Origin of the sequence: Pseudomonas sp. C8002, assembly GCF_013385765.1 — a bacterium.
GTDB lineage: Bacteria > Pseudomonadota > Gammaproteobacteria > Pseudomonadales > Pseudomonadaceae > Aquipseudomonas.
The window spans coordinates 86,282-108,702 of sequence record NZ_JACAPJ010000006.1 but is presented as its reverse complement, the minus strand read 5'-3'; the positions used below and the strand labels follow the sequence as shown (position 1 = coordinate 108,702).

Here is a 22,421-nt window from a genome sequence, read left to right as displayed (position 1 = left end):
GGTTTGCGCAGCACGGGATCGTGTTGGCCACGTTGGTTCCAGGCGCAACGCCCGTCGACACAAAGGCAATTCTGGAAGATGTGAGGAGACCCAGTTGGACAGCTATACGCTGGAGGGTTTCAGCGGTAATGCGCAGGTACGCATGAGCTGGTAGGCTCACGCTTCCCTAGCGCGGGTAACCGCCCGGGCAACGATGGCGCCCACCACCGCCCCCACTATCGGTGCCGCCCAGAATAGCCACAACTGCATCAGGTATTCCCCGCCGGCAAACAATGCTGGCCCGGTGCTGCGCGCCGGGTTGACCGAGGTGTTGGTGACGGGGATGGCCACCAGGTGAATCAGCGTCAGGGTCAGGCCAATGGCAATCGGCGCAAACCCGACAGCCGAACCCGGGCCGGTGACACGCATGATGATGAACACAAAAAAGAACGTCCCCACCGCCTCGACCACCAACGCGGCCAGCAGGCTGTAATGCCCGGGGCTCAATTGGCCATAGCCGTTGGCGGCGAAAGCGCCCACTTCAAACCCCGGACGACCACTGGCGATCAGCGCCAACACGGCGGCGGCGACAATCGCACCGGCGACTTGGGCAATGATGTACGGCACCACGTCAACGCCCGGCATCCGGCGCCCCACCCATAGGCCGATGGTCACCGCCGGGTTGAAGTGTGCACCAGAAATACTGCCCACCGCGTAGGCCATCGTCAGCACCGTCAAGCCAAAGGCCAGGGCGACACCGGCGAAGCCGATCCCGAGTTCCGGAAACGCCGCGGCCAGTATCGCGCTGCCGCACCCGCAGAAGGTCAACCAGAACGTCCCAAGAAACTCTGCTGCGATTTTCTTTTGCAAACCAACTCCACCCAATGCCAACGCCATCCGATTGATGGGCCTGGCGGCGACGGTAGCAAAAGCGATTAACTTGGCTGTATCAGACTTGTCCGGTAAACCGGTGAGCCTTTTTCTATGGCAGCGTTGCAACGACTGCATCGTCGGTGCCCGTGCTGTCTTCAGCACCGCCTGCCACATAAGTGCCGTTTGGGGATATCGCCGTCAGACCGCTTTCCTGACCGCCGCCGAACTGTGGAATGGCCACGGTTCCCGTCGCAGAAGTCCAGGTGGCGGCCTGGTGATGCTCGCCGGCATTTTCGCTGGTCAGTGCCACGACGTCGTTATCACTCAAATCCACGAAGCCTATATGTGTGCCGCCTGCCAACGGCGGAATCAACTGAGTGCTGCCCGACGAAGGCGTCCAGAAGGCCAACAGATGATGGCCATTGCTGTCTTGGTACGACACAACGGCATGCCCGTTATTGTTCAACCGCAAACCGGTGATTCGAGATGCCCCCGATACACCGCTGATGCTGCTCAACTGAACCGGCGTGGCGCTTGGATTGGGCCAGTAGACGGCTTGGGGCACATCCGGCGCCGAGAAGTGGCAAGTGCCCAGCAACTGCACTGCATTGTTTACGCTGCTTACGCTGCAGCCCGTGCTACCGGCAGGTGTGGTCAAGGGCGTCGTGACCAAGGTGCCCAGTAGCCCGGTTTTCTGCACGACTTTGGCGACGGTGTTGCCAGACGCAGGATTCGGGCAGTCGAGCGCAACGGTGGGCACACCGTTTATAGGCGTGTTGTTGATGTCGGCGGGAAAGCAGTTGTCGTGCAGGGCGGACACTTGAAGCGGGGCTGTACTCCCGGAAAACCACAACACTGCCGTTGCGTCACCGGTACCGCTTAAGCTCGCCCCGGCCAATACATCGCTCTGGTTGAAGGCACTAATGACAGTGCGCGCCTCAGGCAGTAATCCAGTGCCCAATACCGAGACGGCTTGCAACGCCACCGGCGCAGCGCCCGGCGTAGCGCTGTTCCAGATGACGGCGGTGGCTCGATTGTCTGCCATTTTGCATGAGCCCGCTATTTGTCCGTTATTGTCTATAGCCACGGCGGTGCAGCCTTGGCCACTCACCAATGGCGGTAGCGGAACTTCAGTGCCTGCCGTGGACGCGACCCACGCCACGGATGGCCCCGAAGTAGTGCCCGGGGTACAGGTACCCACCACAACGCCCGAGTTGTTGACCGCCAAGGAAACACATTGCTTCCCGGCAGCCGTGCCTTCACCGACGAATGTTGCTGCGCTGACAGCGCCTGTATAGGCAGTTGCACCCGCCATCGCGAGAACCAGCGTGCGGTTGATCAAATTGTTCATGGCTATTCTTTCCTTGGAGGCCAGTTTGATGGCCGGCGGGTGAGACGTTTCAAGCGCCGGGGCAACCTAGTTATGGCACAGTTCCCAGGACAGACAACTGTCAGAGTTGACAGGTTGTGAGGTGATAAAAAAAGGCGTAATAGATGCTTCCCTCACGCAGCCCACGCCCCCATGAAGATGAAGCTTTTGTCAGTAAAGCCTCACTTAATCGATGGTTAATCCCCCGGGAAGACAGTTGATTCGACCGCACTCGCACGGCTCCAACCGTTGCCCAGGGCGGCCGCGGCTCATCACGTTGTTGAGCCTGCGAACGACTTGCGGAGAAACACCATGAAACTGCGTACGTTAATGCTCGGTGCTGCACTGGCCCTGACGGCTGTAACGGGGATGGCGCAGGCTGACACCGCACCCGTCGTCACGCCTTATCACTACGGCGAGAAGATGGATGTGCAGAAGGTGCTTGCCATGCATGAAACCGATACCAATGAATGCAAGGTGATCAAGGCCGATATCAAGTTCGTGGACAGTCAAGGGAAAGTCCAGGACGTGGGCTATCGCAAACTGTCGGAAGCCTGTGATTTCCAGAATTGAACCGATCGGCTTTTTTGTAGGAGCGAGCTTGCTCGCGAAAGACTCCAGCGAAACGCGGGCATCCTGAATGTACGCGGGCCTTGCGTTCTTCGCGAGCAAGCTCGCTCCTACAGGGGTATCCTTGAGCGCTCGTTACGGCTGAAAGGATTCGCCATGCAAGTGCACTTCCGTCCCCTCGCTACCTTCACTGCCCTGCTGTGCTTTGCCCTCGCGCTGATCTGGGGTTTGCGCCCGGACCTGCTCCTGTGGGTGTGGAGTGTTGAATACTCCAGTGCCACCGGCCTGGTCGCCCGACGCAACGCCGCGCTGTTCCTGGCCATTGGCATCATGTTTTACCGCGCCCGCCATTCCCCACCTGATGCGACACGGCATGCCATGACCTCCGGCTTTGCGATCGGCTGTTTTGTGCTGGCGATGTTGGGGATCAGCGAATGGATCAGCGGCCATGCGGGCCCGGGGATTTTGCTGGCGGTGATCACGGAAACGGCGTTGGGCCTGGCGTTTCTCCAGGCCCGCAAGTCTTCACTGATTGAAGCTCAACCGTCCGTTTAATAGACGTCCGTTTAATAGAAAGGACGCGCACCGGCTCGTTTGAGGGCCGGGGCATGGGTGTGGGTGTGCTTGAGGTCTTCACGCAACTCGGTAATCAAATTGCAGATCGCCCGACTGCTGTCGAGCTTGTTCGCGCAAATGCCGGTGACCACCAAGTCGACCCGGTCATGGTCGATCTCGTGATAAACCTTCACCGTCAGCGAGGCGTCTGGCGCCTTGGTGACTTCACAGCGCTTAGGCAGAAAACTTCCTTCAATAATGCCGCGTAATTCCAGATCCGAAAGCATGGCCGACCTCTCCTTTTATGAGATTGCCAATCGATTGTTATCAATATTCTTTATTCGTACGGCTGGCGAACGCGGTGACACGCTCGCCGTTTGCGCCTGACCAGCCCTAGCAGACGGCTTTGCTTACCCAGCGTACTAGGCTCGCTCGAAATGCGTTGGATCCTTTCCTCATAAGCGACGACATTACTTATATAAGTTACGTGGCAGACCGCCATCAACCCTCCCGTTTGAGGTATGAACCGTCGTGCTTGTAGCTCATTCAGAGTTGTAACAGGATCTTATAAAGCATTAAACGTGCCGCCATACGCACTGCCCTGCGCCCCAGACAAATCGGGGCTTTCGGACAAAATTACGTGCCGTCGATTCATGCGTCTTGCAATGAGCCTCCCTTGGCATCATGCAAATTGAAAGACCGCTCGCTATAAGTGCCCGCAACAAACTTTTTGACGCCTTCATAACCACTATCCAAACGGATGAATGTAACTAAATTAAACAGTCTTTAGGTTAAACGTTTAACCTGTCTGAGCAGCCACTCGTTCAGCAACATGCCGCAAACTATCGAAGTTGATATTGGCCCCGGAGTTGATCGCCACCCATGTTTGCCCCTGGAGGCCAGTCTTCCCGACATACTTGCGGATACCGGCGACAGCCAGGGCACCTGAAGGCTCAGTGATCGAGCGCGTATCGTCGTAGATCAGCTTGATGGCACTGCACAGTTCGTCATTGCTGACGGTGATCACTTCATCCACATGGTGCCGGCAGATTTCAAAACCATAGGCGCCGATCTGGGCCACGGCCGTGCCATCGGCAAAGCTGTCGACACTCGGCAACACCACCCGGCTCCCAGCGCGCAAGGCTGCCAGCAGGCAACTGGAGCCTTCGGGCTCGACGCCGATGATGCGCACTTCGGGCCGCAGGTATTTCACGTAGGCCGCGATACCGGCGATCAACCCGCCGCCGCCCACCGGGACGAAGATCGCGTCCAGCGGGCCCTGCTGCTGACGCAGCACTTCCATCCCCACTGTGCCCTGCCCGGCAATCACGTCCGGGTCGTCGAACGGCGAAACAAACGTACTGCCGGTGGCCTCGGCCAATTGCAACGCATGGGCCAAGGCGAACGGAAAGCTGGCCCCATGCAACACCGCCTCGCCGCCTCGGGAGCGTACGCCCAACACTTTCAGATCCGGGGTGCTGCACGGCATGACAATCGTCGCCTTGATCCCCAACTCCCGCGCCGCCAATGCCACGCCCTGGGCATGGTTGCCCGCCGACGCGGTGATGACGCCCCGGGCCTTTTGCTCGGCGCTGAGTTGCACCAACTTGTTGTACGCGCCACGGATCTTGAAGGAAAAGGTCGGTTGCAAGTCTTCGCGCTTGAGCAGGATCTGATTACCCAGCAGCGCCGAAAGCGCCGGCGCTGCCTGCAATGGCGTGCGCACCGCCAGGTCGTAGACCGGGGCGGCCAGGATCTTCTTCACGTAGTGCTCAAGCAATCCCGAATCTTGGGGCTGGCTCGCCGGGCGGGTACTCATGGATGTCTCCTGGGTGTTTACAAGGCCCTGGAGACGGAAAAACAAAACCCGCCTCTAGGGCGGGTTTGGGTGCAGCCGTGTGCTATCCCGCCAAATGAGGAATGGCGGTAATAATGCTTGGCTGGCAACGAAAGGTTTGAAATGTCATGAATCAAAATTAACCGGCGCCATCCGGCAAGTCAATGGCGAAACGCCAGGCTTTACGCGAAGCATACGAAACGTATACGCTTTGTATATCAACCCTGCACAGTGAAGCTTATGGGCATCGTCAAGATCACCGACCAATTGCACGAACAACTCCGTCTGGCCAGCGCCACCATGGACCGTTCCATCAACGCCCAGGCCGAGTTCTGGATCAAGATCGGCCTGCTCGCCGAGCTCAATCCGCACCTGGCCTATAACGACCTGATCAACAAGCTGTTGCTGGACAAACCCGACCTGATCCGGGGGCGCGCGCAATGATCAAGACGGCGGAACAACTCGCGGTGATGCGCGAATCCGGTCGCCTGTTGGCCCAGGTGTTTACCATGCTTGACGGCTTTGTCGCCGCCGGCCAGTCGACCCTGGAGATCGACAGCGCCGTCGAAGCTTTCATCCGCAACGACCTGCAATCGCGGCCGGCGAGCCTGGGCCAGTACGACTACCCCTTCTGCATCAACACCTCGATCAACGAGGTGGTGTGCCATGGCATGCCGAGCGCCAAAGCAGTGCTCAAGGATGGCGACATCGTCAATATCGACATCACCCTGGAAAAAGGCGGTTTCATTGCCGACTCCAGCAAGATGTACATGATCGGCAACGTCGCGCCCAAGGCCCGGCGCCTGGTGGAAATGACGTTTGAGGCCATGTGGGCCGGGATCCGCCAGGTCAAACCCGGCGCGCGCCTGGGGGATATCGGCTACGCCATCCAGAGCCATGCCCAGAACAACGGCTACAGCGTGGTGCGTGAATATTGCGGGCATGGCATTGGCCGCGAGATGCACGAGGACCCGCAGGTCCTGCACTTCGGCCGCCCCGGTACCGGGCTCGAACTGCGTGAAGGCATGGTGTTTACCATTGAGCCGATGCTCAACCAGGGCAGCGCCAAGGTGCGCAGCTTGAAGGATGGCTGGACGGTGGTGACGCGGGACAACAGCTTGTCGGCGCAGTGGGAACATACGGTGGCGGTGACGCGGGATGGGTTTGAGGTGCTGACGTTGCAGCCGGACGTCTGAATGGCGCACATCCCCTGTGGGAGCGGGCTTGCTCGCGAAAGCGGTGTGACAGTCGCCATCTACAGTGACTGATCCACCGCTTTCGCGAGCAAGCCCGCTCCCACATTTAGACCTCAGTGATATTCAGGATTTTAGTCATACTGCCTTGTCACCACTCCCCGCAATCCGCTTCAACCCCAGCACCATCAACCCCGCCCCGAGTCCCATCGCGGCCATGAACAATGGGTACGAAATCCACCACGGCGTACCCGCCGTCATCATACTGAACTCCGACATCCCGCCCACGCTGGCGATCAGGTTCAACGGCAGGAACACCACGTTGATCAGCGTCAGCTTGCGCAGCAGGTTGTTCATGCTGTTGTTCATCAGGTTGCCCCGGGCGTCGATCAGCCCGGAGAACACGTTGGAGTAAATCTCCGCCTGCTTGTAGCACTGGTTGTTCTCGATAATCAGGTCATCGATCAGGCCCAGTGTTTCAGCGCTGAAATGTTCCTTTTCCCCATGGTTGCGCAGGCGCGTCAGCACCGCGCCGTTGCTGTGCAGGGCGTTGATGTAATAGATCAGGCTTTCGCTGAGGTTGAACATCTGCATCAGGTGGCGATTGCTCATCGATGCATTGAACTGCTGCTGCAGTTCCCGGGCGACCATCTTGATCACCTTGAGGTGGCCCAGGTAGTGATGGATGTTGTTGAGCAGCAAGTCCAGCAACACATCCAGCGGCGTGCGCAATGGCCGGCGCGCACCCAGCCCGGAGAGCTGGCTGTCGTCGGTGGCGATCACCAGGAGTTGGTCCCCGGAAAACAACAGGCCGCAGGACGACACTTCAAACACCAGGTTGCCGCCGCCGGAATAGTTCTCCGGGCGCTTCCAGATCAGGAACAGGTTATCGGGGTGGAACTCGATGCGCGACACTTCGTCCGGGTCCAGCGCCGAGGCCAGGGCATGTTCATCGAGCTTGTAGCAGTCGCGCAGGTACTTGCGCTCGTGGGGGTCCGGATTGCTGAACAGCAGGATATTCCCGCTATCGCCCAGGGTGTTGTAAAGCTTGCCCTCGGATAACTCAAAGCGCTGGATCATCGCGCGTCACCACACCTGGCCTTGACGCTTCAACTCCAGGCGTCGCACGAACTCTTCCAGTACCAGGGAATACAAGTCGTCTTGCAGGTAGGCATCTTCGATGCCGGCGTCCATGTTGGGGTTGTCGTTGACCTCGATCACCACCACCTTGTCGCCGGATTGCTTGAGGTCGACGCCGTACAGGCCGTCGCCGATCAGGTTGGCGGTTTTTACCGCCAGTTCCACCACCGCCTTGGGGGCTTCGTGAACCGCCAGGGTGCGGCACTCGCCGTTGATGTCCTGGCCGATGGCCTTGTGGTTGTAGATCTGCCAATGCCCCTTGGACATGAAGTACTGGCAGGCAAAGATCGGTTTGCGGTTGAGGACGCCGATGCGCCAGTCGTACTCGGTGTAGAAAAATTCCTGGGCCAGCAGCAACACGGAATGCTCGAACAGTTCGGCGGTGGCGGTCAGCAGCGCTTGCTGGCTTTCGACCTTGATCACGCCGCGGGAGAAACACCCGTCGGGGATCTTCAGCACCAGCGGGAAGCCGAGGCGCTCACCCACCCGTTCGAAATCTTCGGGTCGCTCCTTGTAGAGAATTTCGGTGGCGGGCATGCCCAGTTGATGGCTTTTCAGCAGGTCCGTGAGGTAGACCTTGTTGGTACAGCGCAGGATCGAGGCCGGGTCGTCCATCACCACCAGCCCTTCGCTTTCGGCCTTTTTCGCGAAGCGGTAGGTGTGGTTGTCGACACTGGTGGTCTCGCGGATCAGCAGGGCGTCGTATTCGGCCAGGCGGGCGTAGTCCTTGCGTTCGATCAGTTCCACGTCGATGCCGAGCCCCTTGCCGACCCGGACGAAATTTTCCAGGGCGCGGGCGTTGGACGGCGGCAGTTGTTCCTGCGGGTCGTGCAGGATCGCCAGGTCATAGCGGGCCAGACGGCGGGAGCGCGGTTGACGCCAGATCTTGCGGCTGAAGTTGTCCAGGGCATTCGCGAATTGGTCTTCCTGGTCATCACGCAACTTGTGCAATACGCCAGACTTGATGCCTTCGATGTGCCAGCCGTTATTCTTGCGAAACTCAACTAACAGGATCGGACAGGGAAACGCTTCAAACAATTGGCGGGCCAGATCCTGCAAGGGTTCAATATTGGTCCGGCCAAAGTAAAGTGTCAGGGTAAAGCCTTCGGTGTTGCTGTAGAGATGATGACTCAAGGCTTTATCGAGGGTTTTATCCAGGTCATCCAGGGCCAGGCCGTACAGGGACTTTTTCGTCAGTTCGCTGATGGTGCGCACCGACGGAATCACCTTGTGCCCCCGCGCCTCGGCCAGCAGCGAGCAGTAATAGCCGTGCCCCAGGTACTTGTAGCTGCGGCACAGGTTGATCACCTGCACGCGCTTGCCCGTCTCGTTTTCCCGGGTTTGCTCAAGGTATTCCTGGGCGGTGACGATGTCTTCGCTGGGGAAGTACGAGGCCCAGTCTTCCTTGCGCTCGACAATGATTACGACTTGACTTGCACTCTTGGGAGGGCTGGAAAAATAACCGTTGGAAGTTATTGTCGCCGCCACTGTTTGCTCGGATACTTCACGCCAATGACCTTGTACCGCTGACATATTGATTGATCCGCTTTAGAGAACTAGACCTTTTCTATTAAGCACGATCTTTTAGAGAAGTCCCGTTTCGTTACGCAACTTTTACGGCGGTCACATGGCTCTTTCCTTTCGCGTTGCAACACCCGATGACGTGCCTGCATTGGTGGCATTGGAACAGCACTGTTTCACCACGGACCGGCTCTCCACCCGCAGTTTCCAGTGGATGGTCAGTCGCGCCCACGGGCAACTGCTGGTGGCAGAAAAACACGGCGAATTGCTGGGCTACGCCCTGGTGTTGTTCCACCGTGGCACCTCGCTGGCGCGCCTGTACTCCATCGCCATCGCCGAGTCTTCCCGGGGCCTGGGCCTGGGCAAACAACTGCTGACGCGCATCGAAGCCTGTGCGGTGGAGCATGACTGCGCCTACCTGCGCCTGGAAGTGCGTACCGACAACCCCGGCGCCATCGCCCTGTATGAGCGCAACGGCTACCGGCGCTTTGCCCTGGTCAACGACTACTACGAAGACCACGCCCCGGCCCTGCGCCTGGAGAAACGCATCCTCCAGCACCAGGACGCGCGCGCCTTGAGCGTGCCCTACTACCAGCAAACCACCGACTTCACCTGCGGCGCCGCCAGCCTGCTGATGGCCATGGGTGCCCTGGAACCTGCGCGGGTGGCCCAGCGCCGGGAAGAACTGCAGATCTGGCGCGAGGCAACCACCGTGTTCATGACCGCCGGCCATGGCGGCTGCAGCCCCCAGGGTTTGGCGCTGGCCGCCTGGCGCCGGGGCTTTCGGGTGCGCATGCAGGTCAATGTCAGCGGGCCGTTGTTTCTCGACGGGGTACGTGATCAGCATAAAAAAGACGTCATGCGTTTGGTGCATGACGCCTTCGAGGAAGAGTTGGCCTTGAGCGACGTTGAGCAAGTGCTCGGCGGCCCGCTGGATTTACCCCAGGTGCTGCGCGACGGCGGCCAGCCGCTGGTGTTGATCAGCAGCTACCGGCTGACCCGCTCCAAGTCGCCCCACTGGGTAATCGTCACCGACTGCGACGAAGACTTCGTGTACCTGCACGACCCGGACGTGGATCACAGCCAGCACCGCCAGCCCATGGACTGCCAGCATCTGCCGGTCAGCCATGGGGAGTTCGAGCGAATGTGCCGGTTCGGCAATAACAAATTGCGGGCAGCGGTGGTGGTGTTCAGGCGACTTGCTTGATCCCGGCCTTGGCTTCCAGTTCGCGCACCAGCGGTAATACACGCTTGCCGAAGTATTCCACTTCTTCCTGAAAGTGCAGGAAGCCGGCCAGTACCAGGTCCACGCCGACCGCCTTCAAGTCGACGATGCGCTCGGCAATCTGCTGCGGGGTGCCGATCAGGTTGGTCTTGAAGCCGTCGTTGTATTGCACCAGATCCTCGAAGGTCGACTTGGCCCAGTTGCCCTCACCTTCCGGTGACGCCTTGCCCGCCTGTTTCGCCGCATCGCCAAACGCGTTGACGGCTTCCGGGTCGGCCTGTTCGATGATTTGCGCGAGCACGGCGCGGGCTTCTTCCTCGGTGTCGCGAGCGATCACAAACGCATTCACACCGACTTTCACCGAATGGTTATTGGCCGCCGCCTTGGCGCGAATGTCATCGACCTGGGCCTTGATGCCTTCCGGGGTATTGCCGTTGGTGAAGTACCAGTCCGACACCCGTGCCGCCATGTCCCGCGCGGCCCGCGAACTGCCACCCTGGAAGATTTCCGGGTGGGGCTCGCCCAGTGGCTTGGGCTTGAGGCTGTAGTTGTCGAAGCGGTAGAAATCACCCCGGAAGGTGAAGTTGTCCTGGGTCCAGATGCCTTTCAGGGCGCGGATGAATTCCTCGGAACGGCGATAACGCTCGTCGTGCTCCAGCCAGTGTTCGCCGATGGCCTGGAACTCGCCCTTGAACCAGCCGCTGACGATATTGACGGCAACGCGGCCGTTAGTGAGTTGGTCGATGGTTGCCAGTTGCTTGGCCGCCAGCGCAGGTTGCCAGGGGCCTGGCAGGATTGCCGCGATCACCTTGAGCTTGGTGGTGGCCGCCAGCAACGCGTGGCTGAACGCGACCGACTCATGCTGGTATTCGGCGCCATAACCGGCGGTGAAACGAATCTGTGTCAGGGCGTATTCAAAGCCGGCTTCTTCAGCCAACTGCGCCAGCTTGCGGTTGTAGTCGATGCCCCAGTGGGTGCGCTGTTCGATCTTGCTGACCACCAGCCCCCCGCTGACGTTGGGCACCCAGTAGGCAAATTTGACGGCTTGCTGACTCATTGGACTGTACCTCGCGGATTGGCATGTACGAGGTGTGGAGCAGCAACTGTGCCAGTGGGCGTGAGAGGCCCGCACTACCGGCCTTCGAGCGCGGAAACAGGCGAAAAGCAGCCTGTTCCGAGCTGTCATGGATTGCAGCGGTTTGTCGTTTTGCTGTTGCAGGAACAACAGTTGAATCGTCACCCGTCCCGTAAATACGTGCCTTCGCGCCCGGCATGGACCGTGCAATAGCTCACCTATCTCACTGCCCAGGAACCGTCCCCATGACCGAACATCACGTGATCAATCCACTGTCCACCGGCGTCGATTATCACGCCCTGGCCGAACGCTTCCGGCCGATTTTCCAGCGCATCGCCGAGGGTGCCGTAGAGCGCGAACAAACCCGCGCCCTGCCCTACGAGCCGATCCAATGGCTCAAGCAAGCCGGCTTTGGCGCCGTGCGCGTCCCGGTGGAATACGGCGGTGGCGGCGCCTCCCTGCCCCAGCTATTCGAACTGCTGATCGAACTGGCCGAAGCCGACTCCAACGTGCCCCAGGCCCTGCGCGGGCACTTCGCGTTTGCCGAAGACCGCCTGAATGCCGCACCCGGCGCGGCGCGAGACCTCTGGTTCAAACGCTTTGTCGACGGTGACATCGTGGGCTGCGCCTGGACCGAAATTGGCAGCGTGGCCATCGGCGATGTCGTCACTAAAGTCAGCCCCGACGGCGACAAATGGAAACTCAACGGTGAAAAGTTCTACAGCACCGGCAGCCTGTTTTCCGACTGGATCGACGTCTACGCCCAACGCAGCGACACCGGCGGCGATGTGATTGCCGCCACCCGCACCCGCCAGCCCGGCGTGGTGCAAAGCGATGACTGGGACGGCTTTGGCCAACGCACCACCGGCAGCGGCACCTCGCGTTTTACCGATGCGGTGGTGGAGGCGGAAAACGTCATCGACTTTGCCACGCGCTTCAAATACCAGACTGCGTTCTATCAGTTGGTGCTGCTCGCCACCCTTGCCGGCATCGGCCGCGCGGCCCTCAAGGATGTGGCGCATCAGGTGCGCAGCCGCAAACGGATCTACAGCCATGGCAATGCCGCCCATGTGAGCCAGGACTCGCAGATTCAGCAGGTGGTGGGTGAAGTTGCAGCGCTGGTGTATGCGGCCGAAGCCAGCGCATTGAAAGCCGCAGTTCCAGCTCAGCGGGCTTATGTGGCGCGGTTCGGTGGGGACGATGCCGTGGAGCGCGAAGCCAATGTGGCCGCCGAAATCGAATCAGCTACGGCGCAGGTGGTGGTCTCGGAACTGATCCAGCGCGCCACCACTGAACTGTTCAACGCACTGGGGGCTTCGGATGTGCGCCAGGGCAAAGCCCTCGACCGGCACTGGCGCAACGCCCGCACCGTGTCGTCCCACAACCCGGTGATCTACAAGGCGCGGATTGTCGGCGACTGGGTGATCAACCGCACCGAGCCGCCGTTTGTGTGGCAGATCGGCAATGGGCCGGCGCGTTAAAACGCCAGCTTGAAGCCGATCATCACCAGCATGAACGCCAGGCAAGGACGCAATATCCCGTCCGGGACCTTGCCGGCCATGTGGCTGCCGACATAAATCCCCGGCAGCGAGCCCAGCAACAGGAAGCCCAGCAGGGTCCAGTCCATGTTGCCCATGCTGGCGTGGCCGAGGCCGGCGACCAGGGTCAGCGGCACGGCGTGGGCGATTTCGGTACCCACCAGGCGCTTGGTGGCCAGGAACGGGTACAGGATAAACAGCGCCACGGTACCCAGGGCACCGGCGCCGATGGAGGTCAGGGCCACCATGGTGCCGAGGACAGCGCCGGTGATGATGGTCAGCGCATTGAGGTTACGCGGCGCCATCTTGTAGTCGTCGCCGGCATGCCGCTGGGCAAAGGCCAACAGCTTGTTCTTGAACAGGATCGCCGTGGCCGTCAGCAGCAAGACCACGCCCAGGGACTGCTTGATCACCGCGTTCAAGGCGGCGGGGTCGGTGTCCAGGCTCTTGAGAAACCACAAGGTCAGCAACACGGCGGGCACGCTGCCCAGGGTCAGCCAGCCGGTGATGGTCCAGTCGATGTTGCGATTCTTGCTGTGAACCAGCACCCCGCCGGACTTGGTGATGGCGGCGTACAACAGGTCGGTGCCCACGGCGGTGGCCGGGTTGATGCCGAACCAGAGCAGGATCGGCGTCATCAACGAGCCCCCGCCTACACCGGTCATTCCCACGATAAATCCAACAATCAGGCCAGCAATCGAGAAACCAAAATTACCTACATCCATTACCACTACCTGCGGCCTTATAAAATTCTGGCCGCAGCATAGCGATTTTTCTTATAACTACTTATATCAAAACGATCTGACTTTATGCCTTTCTGGTCAGCCGCTGGCTGCGATAAGCCTGGGTCTGGTACGGAAACGCAACCGTCTCACGGCCGCGCAAGGCCGGATGCGTGTTGATCAGCGACTGCAACTGCTCAGTGACCTGCGCCTTTTCTGCCGGTGGCAATGCGGCGATAAAGCTCACGGAAAGGAAGCGGTCCATGATCACTTCCTGGGGGCTGCCGACATGGCTGTAGGGGAAGCAGGTCATTTCGGGGGCGGAAAAATACTCGCCGGTAAAGGCCTCGCGCCAACGTCCGGTATGAAAGCGCGGTGTGTCGCCCTCGTAGGGCGTGATGATTTCGGTGATGGCCGCGACCCAGTCCACCGACTCATCCCGCACATTCCAGATCAACCCAAGGCGACCGTCCGGCTTGAGCACCCGGTGAATTTCCGCCAGGGCCGCTTCCGTGGAAAACCAATGGAACGCCTGGGCACACACCAGGGCATCAGCGGTGGCCGCCTCCAGGGGGATGGCTTCAGCGGTGCCCGACAGCAGGCGCACCTGGGGCAGCAGTTTGTGCAACTGCGCCCCCATTGCCTCCACCGGCTCCACTGCGATCAACGTCGGCGCCACGGTGCTGAGCAAGCGGGTGAACTTGCCGGTGCCGGCGCCCAGGTCGATGACCGTGGAGTGGGGATTGATCTGCAGGGCGTCGGTGAGCCAACCCGTGAGTTGCCGTGGATAGTCCGGCCGGCCTTGGGCGTACGTGACGGCCTGAGTAGAGAAACCCTGTTGAGCAGACTTGTGAACACCGGTCATCGTCAATCTCTCCTCTGGTAGTGCGGGGGCCCACAGTGTGCGCCCTTGAAGATTTATTTTCTAATCGCTGCATCCGTTTGCGCGTGCCGTGGGTAGTACAGGTAGCAGCGCCTTGCTGCCCTTATGGAGAGACACCGATGAACGCCAAAGCCCTGTTCTGCGTGACCTGCCTGTTCGCCGCTGCACCGACTGCCTTTGCCCAGACCGGTTTACCCGACAGCATCAAGGTGCCGGACGGCCACAAGGTGACCATGGAAACCACCGGAGTCGGCGAAATCACCTACGAATGCCGGGACAAGGCCAATGCTGCCGGCCAGACCGAATGGTTTTTCGTCGGTCCCAAGGCGGTGCTCAATGACCGCAGCGGCCAGCAGGTCGGTAGCTACTTCGGCCCGCCGGCCACCTGGCAGGCCAAGGATGGTTCGAAAGTCACCGGCACCCAGTTGGCCGTGGCGCCGTCCAGCCCTGGCAACCTGCCTTATCAACTGGTCAAGGCCAACCCCGCCGAAGGCAAGGGCGCGATGAGTGGCGTCGCGTATATCCAGCGGGTGGCCCTCAAGGGCGGCGTGGCGCCAGGCACGGAATGCACGGCGGCCAACAAGGGCAAGCAGGAAGTGGTCAAATACCAGGCCGACTACATCTTCTGGGCGGCCAACTGACCAGATTCGTCTACGCTGCTGCCAAAGCGCCCCGGGCTCACCGCCGGGGCCTCCACCTGGAAACCTGTCTTTGCCTGAAGCCGATTTTGACTATCAAGCCTGCCTGCTGGCCTGCGCCCGTGGCGAACAACCGGCCTTGCGCCGGCTGTATCAACAGGAAAGCAGCCGGCTGCTGGGGGTCGCGTTGCGCATCGTGCGTGACAAGGCGGTGGCCGAAGATATCGTGCATGACGCCTTCATCAAGATCTGGAACGGCGCGGCCAGTTTTGACCCGCACAGAGGCTCGGCCCGCGGCTGGGTATACAGCGTGACCCGGCACCTGGCGCTAAATGCCGTACGCAGCAATGGACGCGAAGTGCCCCTCAGCGAAGAGCATGAAAGCGCAGCGCCCACCAACACCTTCGACTATCAGGCGCACTCGGGACGAATCTACAGCTGCCTCGAACAACTCGACCCGGCCCGCCGCAACTGCATCCTGCATGCGTATGTAGATGGTTATTCCCACAGCGAAATCGCGCACAAACTCGGCACCCCGCTGGGTACCGTGAAAGCGTGGATCAAACGCAGCCTCGCGGCATTGCGTGAGTGCATGGCATGAACAGCATCGACGAACTGGCCAGCGAATATGTGCTGGGCACCTTGCCCACCGGGCAACGCACCGAGGTGGAACAGCGCCTGGCCACCGATGCCGACTTGCGTGCGGCAGTGGACGCCTGGGAACAGCGCCTGCTGCCACTGACTGGACAGGCAGCCCCGGCAACGCCTTCGGTGTATTTATGGCGACGCATCGAGCGCAGCCTGGGGCATTCAGCCACCCGGGACTCGCCGGTCTCATGGTGGAACAGGCTGGCGTTGTGGCGCGGACTGGCCGGTGCCGGCATAGCGGCGAGCCTGGTATTGGCGACACTGCTGTTGACCCGTACGGCCGCCATCAACCCGACCGCTTATGTAGTGGTGCTGGTAGCCCCGCAAAACCAGGCGCCGGGCTGGGTAATCCAGGCGAGCAATACCCAGGAAATCCAGCTGATTCCCCTGGGCATCATGGAAGTACCGGCAGACAAGACGCTGCAGTTCTGGACCAAGGGCGAAGACTGGCAAGGCCCGGTGTCGCTGGGATTGGTCAAGCCTGGGCAGACCTTGTCTGTGCCACTGGACAAACTCCCGCCACTGGCGCCGAACCAGCTGTTTGAGCTGACCCTGGAAAATCCCGGCGGGTCGAAAACCGGCAAGCCGACAGGTCCGATTCAGGCAATTGGCCGGGCCGTTAAAGTAATCTGAACGTAATGCAATGTTGTGGAAGGCCAGTTCGCGCATATGCATTACATCTCGGGGCTATCGCGTCACCATTGCGCTATAGAATCGGGCTCGGAAACCCGGCTCCCTGGACCCTTCATGCCCTCAAAAACCCGTTCGCTGCTGATTCTCGCACTCGTCGTCATCTTCACCGGCATCGGCGCCGGCCTGGGCGGCATGCTCCTCGCCTTGCTGCTGCACGGCATTCAGCATCTGGCCTACGGCTACAGCCTCGACAGCCTGATCAGCCATGAAACCTTTTTGCTCGGCGTCACCGCCGCCGCGCCCGAACGCCGGGTGCTGGTGCTGATCACCTGTGGCCTGGTGGCCGGTGCGGGTTGGTGGTTGATCTACCGCTATGGCCGCCCGTTGGTGAGCATCAAGCAAGCGGTCTCCGCCCAGGCACCGATCATGCCGCCCAAAACCACCCTCGCCCACGCCGTGCTGCAAATCATCACTGTGGCCCTCGGCTCGCCATTGGGCCGTGAAGTGGCGCCACGGGAAGTCGGCGCGCTGGCCGCCACCTGGTTGTCACAACGGGCGCGACTGGCGCCGGACATGCACCGACTGATCGTCGCCTGCGGTGCGGGCGCCGGGCTGGCGGCGGTGTACAACGTGCCGTTGGGCGGCGCGGTGTTTGTGCTCGAAGTGTTGGTGGGTGTGTTCAGTTGGCCGGCGGCAGTGATTGCGTTAGCCACCTCGGCCATCGGTGCATCGGTGGCCTGGATTGGCTTGGGCGCAGAGGCGCAATACGTGGTGCCGCACTTTGTGCTCAGCCCTGGCTTGATCGCCTGGGCGCTGGCCTGCGGGCCGGTGTTTGGCCTGGCCGCCTACGGATTCAACCGGCTGACCGGCGCGGCCCGCAGCAACGCCGCCCGTGGCTGGCGGTTGCCGGTACTGTCGTTGATCAACTTCACGATCATCGGGGGCCTGGCGATTTTCCTGCCGCAGATCCTCGGCAACGGCAAGGGCCCGGCGCAACTGGGCTTTGACAATGAGCTGACCATCGGCCTTGCCGCGGTGCTGCTGGTGGTCAAGGTACTGATCACGGCGAGCAGCCTGCGCGCCGGTGCCGAAGGCGGTTTGCTGACCCCGGCGCTGGCCAACGGCGCCCTGCTCGCCATCATCCTCGGCGGCGCCTGGAGCCTGCTGTGGCCCGGCGTGCCGCTGGGGGCGTTCGCGATCATCGGTGCGGCGGCGTTCCTGGCATCGAGCATGAGCATGCCGTTGACGGCAATCGTGCTGGTGGCGGAATTCACCCGCATCGACCATGACTTCCTGGTGCCGATCATTCTCGCGGTGGCAGGTTCGATGTGCATGAGCAAGCTGTGCGTCCTGTGGGAAAAGCGTTGAAGAAGCTGGATTAAAACCCCGACACGCGCCATCCTCCGCGCTTTAAGCCGCCCCATCAGCGGCGTTCCACGCACAAAGGATATGCCCATGCACGACCAACCCCTCGCCCCCGCCGATTTCGAGTTCATCGACGACACCCTGCTCAAGTACGGCGACGACCATTCGGTGCTGAACCTGGCCGAGCTCGACGGTTACTTCACCGCCCTGGTTTCAAGCCCCGCGCAGGTGGAGGTTGCCGAATGGTTCCCCGGTATCTTTGGTGGGCAGAACCCGGATTGGGAAAGCCCGGAAGAAGCTGGCCAGTTCCTTGAACTGTGCGTGCGCCATATGAACGCCATTGCCACGCAACTGGCGACCGACGCCCAGGGTTTCAAGGCACGTTTCGAGGAAACCGAGCATCAGGACCAGCCACTGACCCTGGCGGAAGAATGGTGCTTTGGTTATATCCGTGGCGCCGCTATCGGCAACTGGCCAGAGCTGCCTGCCGAACAGGCCGGGCAACTGGAAAAGATTTCCTGGTGCGCCGAGCAGGACAACTTTGAACTGCCGGCAGACCTGGATGTAAATGCCCATCAGCAACGGGTAGCCGCTATCGAACCGGCCGCCCGTGCGTTGCACGACTACTGGTTGGCCCAGCGCTGAACGCAACACCTGTGGCGAGGGAGCTTGCTCCCGCTGGGGTGCGAAGCGCCCCCGATTTTTAGGGCTGCTCCGCAGCCCAGCGGGAGCAAGCTCCCTCGCCACATTTTTTTGTTTTGCCTCCGGGTTCAGTTGCCGCTAGTTGAAATCGACGTCAAACGCCTGATAGAACGCATTGCCGGTGTTGGCCACGATCCACATCAACACCAGCACATGCCGGCCCTTCTTGCCCTTGGGCAACGTCACCTGATGTTCAACCTTGGCCTTCAGTTCGGCCGAGTGCTGGTAATACGGCACCTGGGTATAGAAGTCCTCGAAGAAAGGCTTGGCCTCCAGTTGCGCGCGGCTGATGCGCTGCCTGGGATCCCAACCGTCCCGGGTGATCAACCAGCGATAGCCACGGGTCACGTGCGCGGCGGTGTAATCCCATTGCACCTTGAACACCTGGCCGGCTTCAACATTCAACAACGGCCAGTTAAACGGAGTGTTGAGCTTTTTAGCCATTTCTTCGTCGGTGAAGTTCACGCAGTCACGGGCATCGGTCTTGCCGCCGCTGAGGATGTGCCCGTCGGCGGGCGGCGTGACGCTTTGATCGTCGGTTTCGTAAGGCGCCGGAAACGGCCCGGCGTTGAGGGCCGGGAAGTTCTTGCCGCCTTCCATTTCGTTGACTTGCCAGTTTTCCAGCAGGCCACGCTCTACCGCCACCGAGCCACGACTGGCGGGTGTCACGACGCGACCATGCCTGAGTTGAGTCTGGGGTTTGTTCATTTCAGTCACTCCTTGATTGAAGACTTCCCCTCATGGGAAGCGCCTTGAACTTAGCCCACCTCGCCGGGTTGTCTACACGACGTTTCTGTCAGACAAATCGCGTCAAGTCCTTGTTTTGCAGAGTTTTCGCACTGGTCTTGCACCAGAGTTATCGTCGGTCCTACCCTGCGACAGGCGATCGGACTACAGCCGCCGTCCATGAACGCCTGGCCTCAGGTGTTGAGGATCATCTCAAATCCGCCATAGATCATCCGTTGCCCATCAAACGGCATCGGATTGACGTCTGCCTTCAGGCGCGGGTCTTCCATCACCTTGCTCATCCCGGCGTCACGCACCTGCCGCGACGGCCAGACGATCCAGGAAAACACCACGGTTTCATCCTCCTTGAGCTTGACCGCCATGGGAAACGAGGTCACCTGCCCCTGGGGCACGTCATCGCCCCAGCATTCGATGATATTCAGCGCACCGTATTCCTTGAACACCACGGCGGCGGCCTTGGCGTGCTGGATGAATTGTTCGCGTTTAGCGGTGGGCACCGCGATCACACAGCCATCTACGTAAGACATGATCACTCTCCTGATTCGACGGGTTGTTGTGCCTGTAGTCGATCCATCAGGCGCTCAATCGACATCAACGTGGGAAATGTCGACCAGTGGTGGTTTCACGATTGCGAGCGTATGGCGACTTGAATGGCCGCATGGCGCCATAACCCGCGACTGTCAACGATCCACGCTCGACAACGGTAGCGTGTTTGGCCGATTATTCGTGTCCGCCAAACGCCACCCGCCTTGAAGCAGGAGCCTTGTACCTTGAGTTCGCAGAAAACCGTGACCGTTACACCGCCCAACTTTCCATTGAACGGCAAGGTAGCGCCCCCCGGCTCCAAATCCATTACCAACCGTGCCTTGCTGCTGGCGGCCCTGGCCAAGGGCACCAGTCGCTTGAGCGGCGCGCTGAAAAGCGATGACACTCGCCACATGTCGGTGGCCCTGCGGCAGATGGGCGTGGTGATCGATGAACCGGACGACACCACGTTCGTCGTCACCAGCCTGGGCAAGCTGCAATTGCCGGCGCAGCCGTTGTTTCTCGGCAACGCCGGCACCGCGATGCGCTTTCTCACCGCCGCCGTGGCCACCGTACAAGGCACCGTGGTGCTGGATGGCGACGCCTACATGCAAAAGCGTCCGATCGGCCCGCTGCTCGCGACCCTCGGCCAGAATGGCATCAAGGTCGACAGCCCTACCGGTTGCCCACCCGTGACCGTCCATGGCACTGGCCGCGTGCAAGCCAAGCGTTTCGAGATCGACGGCGGCCTGTCGAGCCAGTACGTGTCGGCGCTGCTGATGCTGGCGGCGTGCGGCGAAGCACCGATTGAAGTAGCGCTGACCGGCAAGGACATCGGCGCCCGTGGCTATGTCGACCTGACCCTGGACTGCATGCGCGCCTTCGGTGCCCAGGTGGACATCGTCGATGAAAGCACCTGGCGCGTGGCCCCGACCGGCTACACCGCCCACGACTACCTGATCGAGCCTGACGCTTCCGCCGCCACCTATTTGTGGGCCGCCGAAGTGCTGACCGGTGGCCGCATCGACCTCGGTGTCGCCCCGCAGGATTTCACCCAGCCCGATGCCAAGGCCCAGGCAGTGATCGCGCAGTTCCCGCACATGCAACCGGTGGTTGTCGGTTCGCAGATGCAGGACGCAATCCCCACCCTCGCCGTGCTCGCCGCGTTCAACAACACACCGGTACGTTTCACGGAACTGGCCAACCTGCGGGTCAAGGAATGTGATCGGGTGCAGGCCCTGCATGACGGTCTGAATGAAATCCGTCCGGGCCTGGCGACCATTGAAGGTGATGACTTGCTGGTAGCCAGCGATCCGGCCCTGGCGGGCACCACGTGCAACGCGCTGATCGACACCCACGCCGACCACCGCATCGCGATGTGCTTTGCCTTGGCTGGCTTGAAGGTCTCGGGGATCAGGATCCAGGACCCGGACTGCGTCGGCAAGACCTATCCCGAGTACTGGAAAGAGCTGGAAAGCCTTGGGGTTCATCTGACCTGGTAAGCCAACGGCGCCGGAAACGGGAGGGAGACTGCATGACGATTCGCCAACCCTGCCCACCCGGCGTCTGCGACTGCAATCGTGAGCAACTGCTCGACCTTCCCGGCGCCGATGTGCGCATCCTGCAACTGACCCGCCAGGAAGAAAAACGCCTGCTCGAACGCCTCGAAAACCTGCAAAGCCTGCCCGACCTTGAGCGCATGCAACAGCTGATGTACCAGCAACTGGGCATTCGCGTGCATATCGCGCCGGGTCATACGGAAGTGAAGACGATGCGCGGGATTCAGATCGTTATCGATGACTTGCCGGGGTTGTGTCGCAAGACCCGGCAGTCGATTCCGGCGGCGATTCGCAAGGGCATGGAGAAGCGCCCGGAGATTGCGTATCGATTGCTGGATGCTCATGACTTGTTTCGCGAGGGTTGAGGGCAGCCTTCCATTTGCGGCGATTTTCTCGCTTGAGTCTGCGGGCCTGTTGGTATTCGAGGCGAGCCTGGGCCATCTCCTGAGTACGCGGGGGCCGAAAACCGGCTTTGTAGCGCTTGCGTTCATGACGAAGCAGGACGAGTTCTGCGCGCATTTGGCGGTGGCGTTTAGTGTTCAGGAGGTAGAGGCCTAGAAGCGAGAACAAAAGCCCTGTCGAGAAAGTAAAAAGATCTGGTGTGTAGCTGATAGTGAACATCACCGCAGAAAAGCTCAGCACACAACAGCCAACCATTATCCAGACTCCCCACGCTCGCCCTCGCACAACAAGAGCATTTCCCACCGACAAGATCACTGACATTACGCCCATATCAAGACCCGAGTAATTGCGGTAACCAGAAATCCGATGTAGATAGGTGCTGCCCAAAAGCGCGCTCGCCATAACAAGCGCAAGAAGCGCGCAAAAAAAAGCACCAATAAAAACCGGGCCATACCGAGCCAGAAAGGCCTGACGTGAATGCCTCAATTCCATCATTCAAACTCTTCGTATAGGCCGATGGCCAATGTCCCGATATTCCCGGAGACGCCGCTGCCTATGACACTCATGGTTGCACCCACTCCTGCCCCCGCAATCGCCGGGTCAGCATCGATCGCGGCAAACAACCGGCCGAGGTCGATACTGCCTTCGATCCGTTCGCGGGTGGTGCGATAGGCAGCTGGAAAACCGTCCTTCAAGACGCTGGAAGTCATTCCTTTACTCCT

The 22,421-nt window shown here is 60.5% G+C and carries 25 protein-coding genes; 13 read left to right on the top strand and 12 right to left on the bottom strand.

The genetic code is table 11. The annotated features are described in order from the left end of the window. Positions 1–156: 156 nt before the first annotated feature. Together aqpZ and HX814_RS10945 are read right to left on the bottom strand one after the other, a co-directional pair. The gene (aqpZ, locus tag HX814_RS10950; protein WP_008436121.1) at positions 157–849 is read right to left on the bottom strand and encodes an aquaporin Z; all 693 of its coding nucleotides are present in this window, start codon (positions 847–849) and stop codon (positions 157–159) included. A 112-nt stretch (positions 850–961) separates the two neighbouring features. Beyond that, positions 962–2,203, bottom strand: a complete 1,242-nt coding sequence (locus HX814_RS10945) for a hypothetical protein (RefSeq protein ID WP_008436119.1) — start codon at positions 2,201–2,203, stop codon at positions 962–964. A gap of 330 nt (positions 2,204–2,533) precedes the next feature. On the opposite strand from HX814_RS10945, the gene HX814_RS10940 reads away from it, so the two are divergent. Both HX814_RS10940 and HX814_RS10935 read left to right on the top strand, forming a co-directional pair. Continuing rightward, positions 2,534–2,794 carry a DUF2790 domain-containing protein gene (locus HX814_RS10940; protein ID WP_008436118.1) on the top strand — a complete coding sequence of 87 codons (261 nt, stop codon included), beginning with the start codon at positions 2,534–2,536 and terminating at the stop codon, positions 2,792–2,794. 153 nt (positions 2,795–2,947) lie between these two features. After that, positions 2,948–3,346: a hypothetical protein gene (locus tag HX814_RS10935; protein WP_102369172.1), complete on the top strand. Its 399-nt coding sequence runs from the start codon at positions 2,948–2,950 to the stop codon at positions 3,344–3,346. 11 nt (positions 3,347–3,357) lie between these two features. Here HX814_RS10935 and HX814_RS10930 read toward each other — a convergent pair whose 3' ends face one another. Continuing rightward, positions 3,358–3,633, bottom strand: coding sequence for a DUF1652 domain-containing protein (locus HX814_RS10930; RefSeq protein WP_063029815.1), 276 nt, complete (start codon positions 3,631–3,633; stop codon positions 3,358–3,360). A 512-nt stretch (positions 3,634–4,145) separates the two neighbouring features. Next, entirely contained in the window at positions 4,146–5,165 is a 1,020-nt protein-coding gene (gene ilvA, locus HX814_RS10925) for a threonine ammonia-lyase, biosynthetic (protein ID WP_177009422.1), read from the bottom strand. 258 nt (positions 5,166–5,423) lie between these two features. Between ilvA and HX814_RS10920 the strand changes: the two genes are divergently transcribed. Further along, on the top strand, positions 5,424–5,627 hold the full coding sequence (locus HX814_RS10920; protein WP_017475587.1) for a ParD-like family protein: 204 nt from the start codon (positions 5,424–5,426) through the stop codon (positions 5,625–5,627). Further along, positions 5,624–6,379: a type I methionyl aminopeptidase gene (gene map, locus HX814_RS10915; RefSeq protein ID WP_102369174.1), complete on the top strand. Its 756-nt coding sequence runs from the start codon at positions 5,624–5,626 to the stop codon at positions 6,377–6,379. Before HX814_RS10920 ends, map begins: the two co-directional genes overlap by 4 nt. Before the next feature lie 135 nt (positions 6,380–6,514). Here the strand turns inward: map and HX814_RS10910 are convergent, their stop codons facing one another. Both HX814_RS10910 and HX814_RS10905 read right to left on the bottom strand, forming a co-directional pair. Next, a complete protein-coding gene (locus HX814_RS10910; protein ID WP_177009423.1) occupies positions 6,515–7,456 on the bottom strand; it encodes a magnesium transporter CorA family protein in 942 nt (313 codons plus the stop codon). 6 nt (positions 7,457–7,462) lie between these two features. Continuing rightward, the gene (locus tag HX814_RS10905) at positions 7,463–9,049 is read right to left on the bottom strand and encodes a RimK family protein (RefSeq protein ID WP_003215278.1); all 1,587 of its coding nucleotides are present in this window, start codon (positions 9,047–9,049) and stop codon (positions 7,463–7,465) included. A gap of 94 nt (positions 9,050–9,143) precedes the next feature. Here HX814_RS10905 and HX814_RS10900 point away from each other — a divergent pair, with 94 nt between their 5' ends. After that, positions 9,144–10,244, top strand: a complete 1,101-nt coding sequence (locus HX814_RS10900) for a GNAT family N-acetyltransferase/peptidase C39 family protein (RefSeq protein WP_177009424.1) — start codon at positions 9,144–9,146, stop codon at positions 10,242–10,244. Here HX814_RS10900 and sfnG read toward each other — a convergent pair. Continuing rightward, complete coding sequence (sfnG, locus tag HX814_RS10895) at positions 10,228–11,319, bottom strand: dimethylsulfone monooxygenase SfnG (RefSeq protein WP_177009425.1); 1,092 nt, start codon at positions 11,317–11,319, stop codon at positions 10,228–10,230. The two genes, HX814_RS10900 and sfnG, sit on opposite strands and share 17 nt — an antisense overlap. A 263-nt stretch (positions 11,320–11,582) precedes the next feature. Between sfnG and HX814_RS10890 the strand changes: the two genes are divergently transcribed. Then, positions 11,583–12,818, top strand: coding sequence for an acyl-CoA dehydrogenase family protein (locus HX814_RS10890; RefSeq protein ID WP_177009426.1), 1,236 nt, complete (start codon positions 11,583–11,585; stop codon positions 12,816–12,818). On the opposite strand, the gene HX814_RS10885 is transcribed toward HX814_RS10890, so the two are convergent. Together HX814_RS10885 and HX814_RS10880 are read right to left on the bottom strand one after the other, a co-directional pair. Further along, the gene (locus HX814_RS10885) at positions 12,815–13,600 is read right to left on the bottom strand and encodes a sulfite exporter TauE/SafE family protein (RefSeq protein ID WP_008430805.1); all 786 of its coding nucleotides are present in this window, start codon (positions 13,598–13,600) and stop codon (positions 12,815–12,817) included. The two genes, HX814_RS10890 and HX814_RS10885, sit on opposite strands and share 4 nt — an antisense overlap. Before the next feature lie 82 nt (positions 13,601–13,682). Continuing rightward, on the bottom strand, positions 13,683–14,462 hold the full coding sequence (locus tag HX814_RS10880; protein WP_087692698.1) for a class I SAM-dependent methyltransferase: 780 nt from the start codon (positions 14,460–14,462) through the stop codon (positions 13,683–13,685). Between the two features lie 137 nt (positions 14,463–14,599). On the opposite strand from HX814_RS10880, the gene HX814_RS10875 reads away from it, so the two are divergent. The 5 genes from HX814_RS10875 to HX814_RS10855 all read left to right on the top strand — a co-directional run bounded on the left by HX814_RS10875 (position 14,600) and on the right by HX814_RS10855 (position 18,409). After that, positions 14,600–15,121: a DUF3455 domain-containing protein gene (locus HX814_RS10875; protein ID WP_003215266.1), complete on the top strand. Its 522-nt coding sequence runs from the start codon at positions 14,600–14,602 to the stop codon at positions 15,119–15,121. Positions 15,122–15,191: 70 nt separating this feature from the next. Further along, on the top strand, positions 15,192–15,719 hold the full coding sequence (locus HX814_RS10870; protein ID WP_177009427.1) for a sigma-70 family RNA polymerase sigma factor: 528 nt from the start codon (positions 15,192–15,194) through the stop codon (positions 15,717–15,719). After that, the gene (locus HX814_RS10865; RefSeq protein WP_177009428.1) at positions 15,716–16,399 is read left to right on the top strand and encodes an anti-sigma factor domain-containing protein; all 684 of its coding nucleotides are present in this window, start codon (positions 15,716–15,718) and stop codon (positions 16,397–16,399) included. The genes HX814_RS10870 and HX814_RS10865 overlap by 4 nt, the downstream gene beginning before the upstream one ends. Positions 16,400–16,513: 114 nt before the next feature. Then, entirely contained in the window at positions 16,514–17,767 is a 1,254-nt protein-coding gene (locus HX814_RS10860; RefSeq protein WP_177015417.1) for a chloride channel protein, read from the top strand. Between the two features lie 87 nt (positions 17,768–17,854). After that, positions 17,855–18,409, top strand: a complete 555-nt coding sequence (locus HX814_RS10855; protein WP_008430812.1) for a UPF0149 family protein — start codon at positions 17,855–17,857, stop codon at positions 18,407–18,409. 135 nt (positions 18,410–18,544) lie between these two features. On the opposite strand, the gene HX814_RS10850 is transcribed toward HX814_RS10855, so the two are convergent. Then, entirely contained in the window at positions 18,545–19,174 is a 630-nt protein-coding gene (locus HX814_RS10850) for a lytic polysaccharide monooxygenase auxiliary activity family 9 protein (protein WP_102605856.1), read from the bottom strand. 212 nt (positions 19,175–19,386) lie between these two features. Then, on the bottom strand, positions 19,387–19,740 hold the full coding sequence (locus HX814_RS10845) for a DUF1428 domain-containing protein (RefSeq protein WP_177009430.1): 354 nt from the start codon (positions 19,738–19,740) through the stop codon (positions 19,387–19,389). Between the two features lie 243 nt (positions 19,741–19,983). On the opposite strand from HX814_RS10845, the gene aroA reads away from it, so the two are divergent. After that, the gene (gene aroA / locus HX814_RS10840) at positions 19,984–21,240 is read left to right on the top strand and encodes a 3-phosphoshikimate 1-carboxyvinyltransferase (protein WP_177009431.1); all 1,257 of its coding nucleotides are present in this window, start codon (positions 19,984–19,986) and stop codon (positions 21,238–21,240) included. 32 nt (positions 21,241–21,272) lie between these two features. Beyond that, on the top strand, positions 21,273–21,662 hold the full coding sequence (locus HX814_RS10835) for a hypothetical protein (protein WP_177009432.1): 390 nt from the start codon (positions 21,273–21,275) through the stop codon (positions 21,660–21,662). 528 nt (positions 21,663–22,190) lie between these two features. On the opposite strand, the gene HX814_RS10830 is transcribed toward HX814_RS10835, so the two are convergent. Then, positions 22,191–22,409 (bottom strand): hypothetical protein, encoded by a 219-nt coding sequence (locus tag HX814_RS10830; RefSeq protein WP_177009433.1) that lies wholly within the window; start codon positions 22,407–22,409, stop codon positions 22,191–22,193. Between the last annotated feature and the right edge of the window lie 12 nt (positions 22,410–22,421).